The organism is Siphonobacter curvatus, assembly GCF_002943425.1.
GTDB classification, from domain to species: Bacteria; Bacteroidota; Bacteroidia; order Cytophagales; family Spirosomataceae; genus Siphonobacter; species Siphonobacter curvatus.
This window is the reverse complement of sequence record NZ_PTRA01000003.1, coordinates 22,146-34,670: the sequence shown is the minus strand read 5'-3', so window position 1 is coordinate 34,670 and position 12,525 is coordinate 22,146. Positions and strand designations below refer to the sequence as shown.

Genomic DNA, 12,525 nt, shown 5'->3' with positions numbered 1-12,525 from the left:
GTTCCAGCCTTTCGGAGAAGACGATAGATTTGCAAAAGTAAGATTTTCGGGCGAGAAAAGATAGTAATAAGTCCCCATGGCCCGCATGACAAACGTTAAGATAGAAAGCGAAGTTGACCGAAAAGCCGTACCCAATACCTTTATTGAGCACTTGCCCGTTAACGGTACACGTAAACCCAGAAAATGCACTACTGGCCAGCAACAAACAACCCCTAACTAATCCTCGCCCAGTTACTTTCATTTTCCCGAATCTGATCGAGCTGGCTCCGGATGGCCTGGTTTTTCGGCAGTACCAATTCAGGATCTTCTTCCAAGATGCCCTGAGCCGACTCGCGGGCCGCCTTTAAGATTTCCCCGTCTTTCGACAGATCAGCCAGTAACAAATCTACCACCCCGCTTTGCTGCGTGCCCGCCATGTCGCCCGGCCCCCGGAGACGTAAGTCGGTATCGGCAATCACGAAGCCATCGTTGGTTTCGGTCATTACTTTCATGCGGGTACGGGTTTCGGCACTGAGTTTCAACCCCGTCATCAGGATACAATAACTCTGATCCGCCCCCCGTCCGACGCGGCCCCGTAGCTGGTGCAACTGCGACAAACCGAAGCGTTCGGCACTTTCAATGATCATGACCGACGCGTTGGGTACGTTCACGCCTACTTCGATTACCGTCGTGGCCACCATAAGCATGGTTTCCCGACTGATGAACCGCTGCATTTCGAAGTCTTTGTCCTTGGCGGGCATTTTACCGTGCACAATACTGATCTGGTAGTCCGGGAACGCCCGAACGACACTTTCGTATCCATCCATTAAATCTTTGAAATCCAGTTTTTCGGATTCTTCAATCAGGGGATAAACGATATAGATCTGCCGTCCTTTTTGTAGCTCGTTCCGCACGAAGCCAAAGACTTCCAGCCGGTGCTGATCGGATTTCCAGCGAGTGACGATGGGTTTGCGGCCCGGCGGCAATTCGTCGATTTGCGAAAGGTCCAGATCTCCGTATAAGGTCATGGCCAGCGTACGCGGAATGGGCGTGGCTGTCATCACCAGAATGTGCGGATAGATGACTTCGTTTTTCTGCCAAAGTTTGGCCCGCTGGGCTACACCAAAGCGGTGTTGCTCATCAATGACCACCAAGCCGAGATTCTTGAATTGGACAATGTCTTCCAACAGAGCGTGGGTGCCCACCACAATATGAATGGAGCCATCGAGTAAGCCTTCGTGCAGTACTTTCCGATCTTTTTTCGGGGTCGAACCCGTCAGCTTGGACATACGCAGGCCCATGGCTTCCGCAAAAGGCAGCAAGCCTTTGAAATGCTGATCGGCCAGAATTTCGGTAGGAGCCATTAAACAGGCCTGCGCCTCGTTTTCGATGGCCAGTAACATGCAGATGAAGGCTACAATGGTCTTGCCGGAACCCACGTCACCTTGCAGCAGCCGGTTCATTTGCTTGCCCGAACGCATGTCTTCGAAAATCTCACGAATGACCCGTTTCTGGGCTCCGGTCAGATCGAAGGGCAGATGCTTTTCGTAAAAGTCACGAATGAGCTGCGTCCGTTGAAAAACCTGGCCGGGATATTCCGTTCGCCGCAGGATTTTCTGTTTGATGAGTCGGAGCTGATTATAAAAGAGCTCCTCGAATTTCAGGCGTCGTTTGGCCTGATGAATGTGCTGTTCGTTTTCCGGAGCGTGAATGCCCCACAAGGCCTGAGCCTTGGATGCCAGCCGGTATTTTTCGATGAGGAAGCTGGGCAGGGTCTCCCGGATGTGTGGTCCGGCCAGTTCGAGTACCTGCCGCTGCCACTTAGCAATCGCTTTGGCATCGACGTACCGCTTGCGGAGTTTTTCCGTCAGGTTGTACACCGGTTGCCAGTAGCCCCCTTTTTCGTTTTCGGCCGTCAGCAGGTCCATTTCCGGGTGTACGATCTGAAACTTGCCGTTAAAACTCGTGGGCTTGCCATAGACAATGTACTGTCCATCCCGGTGTAAGCTTTTTTCCAGGAATGAAATGCCCTGAAACCAGGTTAGTTCCATGGTTCCTGAACCGTCGCTGAACTGGCCGACCAAACGAGCCTTATGCCCTTCACCGATCACCTCCCAGGTACGCAGCCGTCCTTTGATTTGGGCTCCGGCCATTTCTTCCCGTAATTCCGAAATTCGGAAGAACCGCGTACGGTCTTCGTACCGGAAGGGATAATGTTGGAGTAAATCGCCAAATGTAAAAATATTCAATTCCGTATTGAGTAGGGCCCCTTTCTGCGGGCCTACGCCTTTGAGGAATTCAATTTTTGTATCAAAAAAATTTGTTGGTCGGTCCATGGTACTAACGTATTCGCTCTTCCGCTCCCCGGTTGTGTCTATCGGGTATTTCCAGCCTGCTACACAAAAATAACATCGGTAAGCTCCTTTGATGACCCGATGGAAGGGTTAAATTAATTCGGGAAAGGGAAGGCACCAAAAAAGGCACTACCCTTTCGGAATAGTGCCTTTTTACGAACCAGTAGTGCAGAGACCGCTTAGGGGTTTTGCACCACCTTGGGGTTTACGTTCAGCTCCGCCCGTGGGAAGAGGTACTGCCATTGGGGATCACCGGCGGGAATGGTCATCACCAGGGCCAAGGCTTGCTGATGGTTGGTTCCTGTACGATCCAGGGCTTGGTTGAGGCGTTTCAAATCAAAGAAACGGAATCCTTCACCCCAAAGCTCTACCCGACGTTGCGTCAGAATTTCGTTCAGCAGAGCCGTACCGGTAGCTGTACTTTGCTTGTAGGACGGATCACGCGATACGACCAGATCGTAAAGGACTTTAGCAGCGTCGGCATCTTTACCGGCGTGAGCCAAGGCTTCGGCTTCGATCAGGTACATTTCGGCGGCCCGCATAAAGGCTACATCGCCTAAGCTACTGCTGGAGCTTTCAGAAAGGAACTTACGGTTCATATAAGCGGCCCGGTTACCTGAAGGAGGAATCGGGAAAGCGGTATTTTTACCCGTTGGGTCCCACAATTGCTTCCGAACGTCTGTACTGGCAATCGTTTCGTACAACTTGGAATTGATAGCTTTCGGGTTCGTACGAACGTTCGTGGAATTAAAGTTCGCCGACATGAAAGCAAAGAACGAGTGGAAGTACGTCGTTTGCGTCGACAAGGGGTTACTGCCCCAGATCCACTCCGGATTGCTGATGCTGTTGAACCCTTGCAGGTACTGAGTCTGTGACATCAGCGTGTATTTCGCACGAGCGTCTTTGGCCAACGTAGCCGCTTTCGTCCAATCACCCATCGTTAGAGCGACGCGGGCATAAATACCCTTCGTCGAACTAATGTTGAAGTGTGATTTAGGGTGCGTAGCGGTCACGGTACCGAACAACGAGACGGCTTCATCCAGGTCTTTCGTTACCTGAGCATATACTTCAGCTACCGTAGCCCGAGCCTGTCCTTCCGTCGTGTTGATGGTCATAACGGGAACACCCAACTGCGTGTTGGCTGCCCCTGCCTGATACCGCTGTCCGTATAACTGAACCAACATGAAATGACACCAGGCCCGGTAGGTCAGCGCCTGAGCCTTGATATCGTTCTTCTCCTTCTCATCGCCCGTGATTTTATCGATATTGGCGATAATCATATTGGCGTTGGCAATGAGCTTGTAGTAGAACAGGTACGTGAAGCGTACGGTACTGGCCACGTCACTGCGGTGCATGGTCCAACGGTACGTACCGTTGTACCAGCCGTTTCCGGTGCTCGTCATGACCACGTCGTCACCTAGGGCATCGAAGTGGATCATTAGGCCCATTTGACCGGCCTGATCCATATCACCCTGCTGGCTGTATAGCTGACGGTGAATTCCGTTGAGAGCCGCCCAGGCGTTAGGCAAACTGGTGAACACATCCTGCTCGGATACGGCATTGGTCGGTTGCGTTTCCAGGTAATCTTTATCACAGGCCGTCAGCGAGAAGGCTAGGCCGGCCATAAGCAGATACTTACTGATCTGATTAATTTTCATGGATTTTAATGCTTAAAGAGTCAGGTTCAATCCTACCGACACAACCCGGTTGGGGATGTAGGCATTATTCACGATACCGTTAAATGACTGCGTTACGTTCATACCCTTGCGAGCCGAGAACAACCACAGGTTTTCACCACTTACGAATACCGACGCATTCTTTACATTAATTCGGTTCAGCAGAGCCGGAGCGAAGTTGTACGATAAGTTTACCGTACGAATACTCAAATACGAAGCACTCGTCAGCCAGCGATCCGAAGCTGCATTAAAGAAGCTACGTCTGGCTTCATCCATCCGGGGTACATCCGTTACGTCACCTGGGTTCTGCCAGCGTTTGAGTTGGTCTTTGTGCAGAGCGGTTCCGTAGTTACCACCGGCCATCAACTGAGCGTAGGAATTGTCCAGAGCCAGGCCACCGATTTGGTAATTCAAAAGAGCCATCAGCGTAAACCGCTTGTAGCTAAAGGTGTTTGAGATACCACCGTATACGTCCGGAATAGAGCTTCCTGCGTAGTGGAAACGGGCGTTGTTGGAGTTGTTGGTTACCGTATCCTGTCCGATCACGTACGTTTTCGTCGTTGTGCTGTTTACCCACTGATCGGCCCGGTACAAGGCGTCTCCATTTTCGGAATCCACGCCGTACCATTCTCTCAGCCAGAAATCATAGATCGATTGACCGACCGCCCGGCGGAAGCTTCCGCTGATGATGGGTTTGTTGTTTTCGGGCAACGACGTAATGCGGTTTTTCAACATCGTAGCGTTCACATCAATGTTCCAACGGAAATCGTTTTTACGAATGATGTCGGCATTTACGTGAAGCTCGATTCCTTTGTTCCACATCGAACCAATGTTGGCCAGTCGCTCCGAAAGACCACTTGCCAGCGAAATAGGTACGCTAAAGAGCAGGTTATCTGACTTGCGGTGGAATACTTCGATGCTACCCGACAGGCGATTGTTGAGTAAACCGTACTCTAGTCCTAAGTCAATGCTGCGGTTCGATTCCCACTGCAAGTTATTCGCTGCCAATTGACTCTGGATGAAACCAGATTCACTATTGTTGTTATAGCTTTGACCAAAGGCGTACAGCGCCGGATACGCGTAGTAAATACGGTTTCCGTCTGAATCCAGAATACCATCGTTTCCAGAAGTACCCACGGAGCTTCTCAGCTTCAATAGGTTCACCCAGGAAATACTCTTCATGAAATTCTCATTGTCCAGACGCCAGCCGGCTCCTACGGACCAGAAATTACCCCAACGTGACTCGCGGGCAAACTTTGAAGTACCATCCCGACGGAACGAGGCAGACAGGATGTATTTACCATCGTAGTCGTAATTCACGCGGGAGAAATAGCCTTCCGTGCGATACTTGTCCGTGTAGGAAGTTGACGAGTTGATCGTCGTGAAGTTCCCCAGCTCATCGTTACCCGTTACGATCTGACCCTGACTCATCGCGTAGATGTAATTGTAGGTCCAGTCGTAGTTTTCGTGACCCACCAAGGCGTCAATCGTATGGTGCGTATGGAACGTTTTTGAATAGTTCAATAATTGGTTGATGTTATACGTAGTCGTCTGACGGTTCGTACGGTTGGCACGACCAGCGGGAGCTCCGTCCCCTACTAACGTGTTGTCATAACCAATGCCTAAATCGCTCGTAATATCTACGCTGACGTTGGTCGTAAACTTAAAGTCTTTCAGGAACGTCACTTCGCCGTACGTACGGGCACTCAATACATTCCGACGACGCAGGTTTTTATTGAGTTCCGTTTCAGCAACGATGTGACGACCGGGACTCGCTCCAGCCGGACGGGAAGGCAGACCCAGAGCCGTCATGTTACCCAAATCGTACTGAGCATTACCAGCCGCGTCCAGAATCAGTTCACCCGATTGCGGATTACGAGCATACACCGGATAAATCGGTCCCATACCCCGGGCAAAATTGAAGGGGTTGGCATACCCGCTGCTATTATCTACCGTATTCGCCTGTTTGGCATCGGTTACCGTTCCAGCTAAGTTCAAGCCCGTTTTAAGCCACTTCGTAGGTTTGAAGTTCGCGTTCAAACGACCCGTATAGCGTTTAAAATCGGAGTTGATCAGATAGCCTTTTTCATTGACATAACCCATGGAAACGAAGAAATCACTCTTATCGCTGCCACCACTGTAGTTCAGGTTATAATCCGCACGGCTTCCTTGACGGGTCAAGGGGTCAGCCCAGTTCAGATCATTCGGGTATTTCAACCGAGCATTCGGGTTGATTTTTCCGTCAGCCGTAACGATTTCGTTATCGGCTACATTGAAGGGATTGTAGCCCAACAAACCTTTGATACCTGCCGTAGCCCGAGCGTTAGCGGCATCCAGACCGATTGCTGAAGCAGCAGGAGCTCCGTAGGAAAGGCTGTTCCGGTACGCTTCCCACATCAGCGGGTAGTACTCAAATGCATTCACGCGATCGTACTCGGGAATACCCCGAGACATCACACCCTGACTGGCGTTGATCGTGAACTGGCTTTTGTTGGTTCCTTTGCGGGTCGTAATCATAATTACGCCGTTGGCCGCCCGTGATCCATAAATGGAAGAAGATGCGGCATCTTTCAGCAAGGAAATGCTCTCAATATCTGAAGGGCTGATGTTGGCGATATTACCCGAGTAAGGTACCCCATCGACTACATACAAGGGATCATTAGAAGCATTGATCGATCCAAAGCCGCGTACACGGATGGAAGGACCATCGCCCGGTTGACCACTACCCGCACTCGCCTGAATACCCGCAGCTACCCCGGCCAGCGCGTTGTTGATGTTGGAAATCGGACGGGTTTGGAAATCCTTTGTACTCAGCTGGTTTACCGAACCTGTAAACAGTGCTTTTTTAGCCTGTCCGTAAGGTACCTGAACAACAACCTCTTCCAGGTCTTTCGCATCCTGCTTCAACTGCACATCAACCACCGAGTTGTTACCAATCGGCATCTCCATCATCACAAATCCAATGGACTTAAAGACAAGCACGGTACTTCCAGCCGGAATGTTAAGCGAATACTTACCCTGACTGTCCGTAACGGTTCCGGTAGTGGTTCCCTTTACCAGTACGCTTACGCCCGGCACTGGAGAGTTGTCCTCTACCGCCGTAACCGTCCCCCTCACTAACGTTTGAGCGTAACTCAAACTCATGCTTAGCAGAAATGCTAAGCAAAGAAGTAACTTTTGTTTCATTGATAGTTTTAGTTAGGTAAAACCCTGGAGAAGTGTAAAAAAAATATTGACTTAATCTAGATTTCTGGAAATTAGATTTTTCTAATATCTCGCTTGGCTCGTTACCCGCGAAACAATACTAAATCTTTCAGAGAAGAATAAATCTCAGCACTTCTTACTCGGATAATTTTACAAAAATATAAAATGAGCATTAAGAATAAAGCGTTTTCAGTAACAAAAAATTAATTTATATTAAAACCAGGTTAGTAATGAAATAATATTTGGCAAACAAAAAATGTACTTGAAGATTGTACTTTGTAAATAAACCCAGGCTAAGCCCTTAAATCAAGACTTACATTTAGTATAATATATTTTTACCAATTAGACGATGTGTGAAATATTATTTTACCATACAGGCTAATGGCCAATTTTTATTGAGCGGTTTTTAAAATTTACCCATATCTTCTATACGTAGCTTTATAGAAGTATGTGTTTAGTGAAATGCAAACCCTGGATTCAACGTTTTTCCGGAGATAGTTTTCATCTTCGTATATGCCTATGAATAAATGGTACCTTGGATTAGTCCTCTTTTGGGGCGTGCTTTCGCCTGCCTGGGCCAATCACATTGTTGGCGGAAATTTTGAAATGGTGGCGGTATCCAATACGCCCGGCCGGTTTCATTTATACATGAATTTATTCTTCGATGAAATTGGCGGCAGAACCTCCCCCAAGGAACGCGACATTGTGATTTCGATTTTCCGAAAACGGGACAATAACCGTGAGGTAAATATTCGGATGGATCTGGAGAGCGATCAGCCCCTTCGCTATACCAATCCGAGCTGTGCAGAAGCCCGAAATTTAAAGACCTCCATCCTCCGTTATCATTATGAGCTGAATCTGGACCCCAAGCAATACAGCGATCCTCAGGGGTATTACGTCGCTTTCGAACGGTGTTGCCGGAATACCGCCACGGTGAATCTGGTATCACCCGGCCGGTCGGGGATGGTTTTTTATCTGGAATTTCCGGCTCTGCAACGCAACGGACAGGCTTTCCAGAACTCGTCGCCCGTCTTTGGTACGCCCAACGGCGAGTATTTGTGCGTGAATAAGCCTTTTACCCTCAACTTTGGAGCCAGCGATGCCGACGGTGATCAATTACGGTATTCGCTGGAAACGCCTTACATGGGTTTTACGACGGACGCCCGTCCCAATCCTTCCATACCGGCTCCCAGCCCCTACCCCTTGGTGAGCTGGGGGAATTCGTACGGAGTCAACAACCAGATCCCGGGAAATCCTGCTTTACAAATCAATCCGAATACGGGCACGCTCAGCGTAACGCCCTCGCAATTGGGTCTTTTTGTCTTTTCCGTACAAGTAGAAGAATACCGGAATGGGGAGAAAATTGGAATGGTTCGTCGGGATTTTCAGCTACTCGTCGTCGATTGTCCGGACAATACCTTACCCGATCCGATCGTGTTTCAAACGGACTCTACGAAACAACTCCTCCAAGGCGAAGTTTGCGAAAGCGGCTCTTTTGATTTGAAAACCCGACAACTACCCAATGCGTCCTACCAATGGCAGAAAGACGGACGTAATATTGAAGGAGCTACCTCCTGGCAGTATCAGGCTCAATCGCCGGGCACCTATCGCGTGGTTATCAGTTCGACTACTGTTTGCTCGGCCTCGAAAGAATCCGAATCCGTTACGCTGACGCTCAAGCCCGGTCCTGCGGCCAGCATTACGGCCGACGTACCCCTACCTGCTTGTGCTACGCAACAAATCATACTCTCGACGCTGACGGGCAATTACAGCTACCGTTGGCAGCGAGATGGCGTATCGCTACCCGAAAACACGTCCTCGATTACGGTCACCCGGGGCGGATTGTATGCGGTACGGGTACAAAGTCTGGACGATGCTTGTTACTACACCCCTTCCCAGCAAATTGACATTTACGACACGCCGCAGGCCCGCTTTCAAAATCTGCCTCCGGCGAATCGTTTTTGCCGGGATGCCAACGTAACACTGATGGCCTACGATTCCACGGGTTACCAGTTTCAGTGGTACCGCAACGGCCAGCTCATTGCCGGAGCTACGCAAAATCGCTACGTTGTTCAGGCGTCGGGGACGTATTCTTTTCAAGTCAAAATTGGAAACTGTACGGCTTTTTCACCGGACTATACGGCGGAGCTTTACCCGGAAACACCTGCCACGTTTGAACCCATCCCTTCCATTTGCCAGAGCAACGTGACCAAACTTACGCTTCGCGGTACGCCCGCGGGAGGCGTCTTCGCGGGTCAAGGCGTGATTTCGGGTACGGATCAGTTCGACCCTTCGCTGGCGGGCGTGGGGAGTTTTCCATTGACATACACGTATACCAATGAACAGGGTTGTAAAACAGTAGTGGAACAAACGGCAACCGTTTCGCCCGCTCCGCGACTTAATGCGGGGCCGGACCTGGGTTTTGTCCGCGGGGAATCGGTCGTCATCCAGACGCAAAGCGACGACAACCTGTCCTTTGAATGGACCCCCGCTACCGGCCTTAGCTCGACGACCATTCAAAGTCCTACGGCCGCTCCGGATCAGACCACCCGTTATACCGTTCGGGCCACCTCCGCGGCGGGTTGCCAGGTGGAGGACGACGTACTGGTGACGGTGTGGGAAGCCCTTACCATTCCCAATGCCATCACCCCCAATGGAGATGGTACCAATGATACCTGGGAACTACCGGGCATTGAGTTCTATCCCAACGCCGATGTGCGGATTTTTAACCGCTGGGGTACGGAAATCTTCGTTTCCAAAGGTTACGGTACTACTTTTGATGGCACCTACAAGGGTACCCGATTACCGCCGGCTACGTACTATTACGTCATCCAGCCTAACAATGGTCGACCGACCCTGAAAGGGACCTTGACGCTGGTCTACTAACCTATGAAACTCAGTATCATCACCATTCATTATAATCAGGGCGAGGGTTTACGGAAAACGCTGGAAAGTGTCTGGAGTCAGTCCGTACAGGATTTTGAATTCCTGGTGATTGATGGCGGATCGACGGACGGTAGCGTAGAGTTTCTGCGGGAACAGGAGGCAAAGCTTACCTACTGGTGCAGCGAGCCGGATGGTGGTATTTACCCCGCCATGAATAAAGGCATTGCCAAGGCTAGTGGGACGTACCTGATGTTTCTTAACGCGGGCGATTGCCTGAGTGACGCCTCCGTCATTAAAACCTGCCTTGAACAAATCGAAGCACACCCGACCGTAGACGTTTTCTACGGCGATATGTACGGCTTTCAGGGCGATGTTACCCAAAAATGGCTGCACACGCACCCGGCTACGCTGGATTTACTTTTTCTGGAAACGCAGAATCTGAATCACCAGTCGTCGCTTTTTCGGGCGGACCTTTTTCGGGAATTGGGTCCGTATCCAGCTTCGTATCCACTGGCGGGGGATCACTGGCTTTTCCTCCGTAGCTTTCTGGCGGATAAAATATTTCACCATATTAGTTATCCACTGGTTGTCTTTGACTACGGCGGCGTGGGTTCCCGCAACCGGGAGCAGTACGTACGGGAAATGGCGGCACTCTGGGAGGAACTTGTCCCCGCGTACGTCCGCAGGCTCATGCCCGAGTACCGATCTTTAAAACATCAAACGTCCCGCGGATTCATTCGTACGGCCATTCGGCTATACCAGACGTTTTATCGACAGAAAAAATAAGCTCCTTGCATGTCCCCGCTTGTATCCGTTATCATTCCCTGTTATAATTCCGGAACGTATCTACCCGAAGCCCTATCCAGCGTAGAAGCGTATCGGGGTTCGTACGCGTACGAAATCATTATTATCAACGACGGCTCAACCGACGCGTATACGCTTGAGTACTTACGGGAACTAGAAACGCGGGGATATCCGATTCTTCATCAGGAAAACAAGGGAGCCGCGGCCGCCCGCAATACGGGTGTTCGGGCCGCTCGGGGGAAATATCTGCTATTGCTGGATAGCGACAACCGAATTCGTCCGGCGTACCTTGAGAAAGGAATTCCCGTACTGGAATCGCGGCCTGACGTGGGCGTGGTTTACGGTAATGCTCATTTTTTTGGAGATACCACGCGGAAAGGTTTCAAAGCTGCCGTATTCGACGGTTCGCAGCTGTTTATTTCCAATGCGCTGGATATGTGTACGCTCGTTCGGAAAACCGTCTGGGAACAGGTCGGAGGACTGGACGAACAAATACCGGGTTGTGAGGACTGGGAATTCTGGATTCGCGTGACGCAAACCGACTGGCAATTTTTCCACATTTCGGAAACGCTATTCGATTATCGGATTCGCCAGGGTTCGTTATCGGATTTTACGAACCTGGAAACGGACGACCGGATTTACGCGTACCTCTACGCCAAACACGCCCGTACCATTCGCGAGCAGTACCAGATTAATCTGAAGAAAGCCCGCTTGTACGACAAAGCCATTGAGCAGCCGTTTCGCTACTTTTTTAAATTCATTTTCAACAAGTATTTCAAGAAAACGAAAGACAAAGTATAGCCATGCCCGAGCCTCTACGCGTAACGCTGGTACAGACCGACTTGTACTGGGAAAATCCAACGGCGAATCTGGCGATGCTGGAAGAAAAGCTGAGTGAACACTCGGAACCAACGGATGTCATCATTCTGCCCGAAATGTTCACGACGGGTTTCACGATGAATCCGGCCGCGGTGGCGGAACCCATGAATCTGACCACTACCCGCTGGATGCGGCAAATCGCTGCTCAGTACGAAGCAGTGGTGCTGGGAAGTTTTGTAGTACAGGAAAGCGGAAAGTATTACAACCGGCTCGTGTGGATGCAGCCCGACGGGACCTGCGAAACCTACGACAAGCGGCATCTCTTTCGGATGGGGAACGAACATGAGGTATATACAGCGGGTACCCGGCGACTTATCCACACTTGGAAAGGCTGGAAGATTTGTCCCCTCATCTGTTACGATCTGCGATTCCCGGTTTGGAGCCGGAATGTGGATAACCAGTACGATCTGTTGATTTACGTAGCCAACTGGCCCGCCGCCCGGGAAAATGCCTGGAAGAGCCTGTTAACGGCCCGAGCCATTGAAAATCAATGCTATACCGTAGGCGTTAACCGCGTAGGCAACGATGGTAAAGGCGTACCGCATGCTGGAGCTTCGGGTTTAATTGACTTCAAAGGCAACTGGATAAGTTATCCACATAGCGATCCACTTATCCACACCTATACCCTGAATCACGAAGAGTTATCCACATTTCGGGATAAGTTTCCAGCGTATCTGGATGGGGACCGATTTGAAATTGTAATGTAGCCCGATCCGAGCGATGCGTTTACAACCTCGCTCGGA

At 50.4% G+C, this 12,525-nt stretch carries 7 protein-coding genes; 4 read left to right on the top strand and 3 right to left on the bottom strand.

The features are described 5' to 3' along the window. Positions 1–212: 212 nt before the first annotated feature. The 3 genes from recG to C5O19_RS17165 form a co-directional block, all read right to left on the bottom strand. Entirely contained in the window at positions 213–2,315 is a 2,103-nt protein-coding gene (recG, locus tag C5O19_RS17175; protein WP_104714639.1) for an ATP-dependent DNA helicase RecG, read from the bottom strand. Positions 2,316–2,512: 197 nt separating this feature from the next. After that, positions 2,513–3,991, bottom strand: a complete 1,479-nt coding sequence (locus tag C5O19_RS17170) for a RagB/SusD family nutrient uptake outer membrane protein (protein WP_104714638.1) — start codon at positions 3,989–3,991, stop codon at positions 2,513–2,515. 12 nt (positions 3,992–4,003) lie between these two features. Continuing rightward, the gene (locus C5O19_RS17165; protein WP_243406430.1) at positions 4,004–7,153 is read right to left on the bottom strand and encodes a SusC/RagA family TonB-linked outer membrane protein; all 3,150 of its coding nucleotides are present in this window, start codon (positions 7,151–7,153) and stop codon (positions 4,004–4,006) included. A gap of 579 nt (positions 7,154–7,732) precedes the next feature. On the opposite strand from C5O19_RS17165, the gene C5O19_RS17160 reads away from it, so the two are divergent. Genes C5O19_RS17160 through C5O19_RS17145 form a run of 4 tightly spaced genes read left to right on the top strand, consistent with a single transcriptional unit; the run spans position 7,733 to position 12,489 of the window. After that, positions 7,733–10,099: a gliding motility-associated C-terminal domain-containing protein gene (locus C5O19_RS17160; protein ID WP_165796050.1), complete on the top strand. Its 2,367-nt coding sequence runs from the start codon at positions 7,733–7,735 to the stop codon at positions 10,097–10,099. A 3-nt stretch (positions 10,100–10,102) separates the two neighbouring features. Continuing rightward, positions 10,103–10,885: a glycosyltransferase family 2 protein gene (locus C5O19_RS17155; protein WP_104714635.1), complete on the top strand. Its 783-nt coding sequence runs from the start codon at positions 10,103–10,105 to the stop codon at positions 10,883–10,885. 9 nt (positions 10,886–10,894) lie between these two features. Further along, entirely contained in the window at positions 10,895–11,704 is an 810-nt protein-coding gene (locus tag C5O19_RS17150) for a glycosyltransferase family 2 protein (protein WP_104714634.1), read from the top strand. A 2-nt stretch (positions 11,705–11,706) separates the two neighbouring features. Beyond that, positions 11,707–12,489, top strand: a complete 783-nt coding sequence (locus C5O19_RS17145) for an amidohydrolase (RefSeq protein ID WP_104714633.1) — start codon at positions 11,707–11,709, stop codon at positions 12,487–12,489. Positions 12,490–12,525 lie beyond the last annotated feature (36 nt).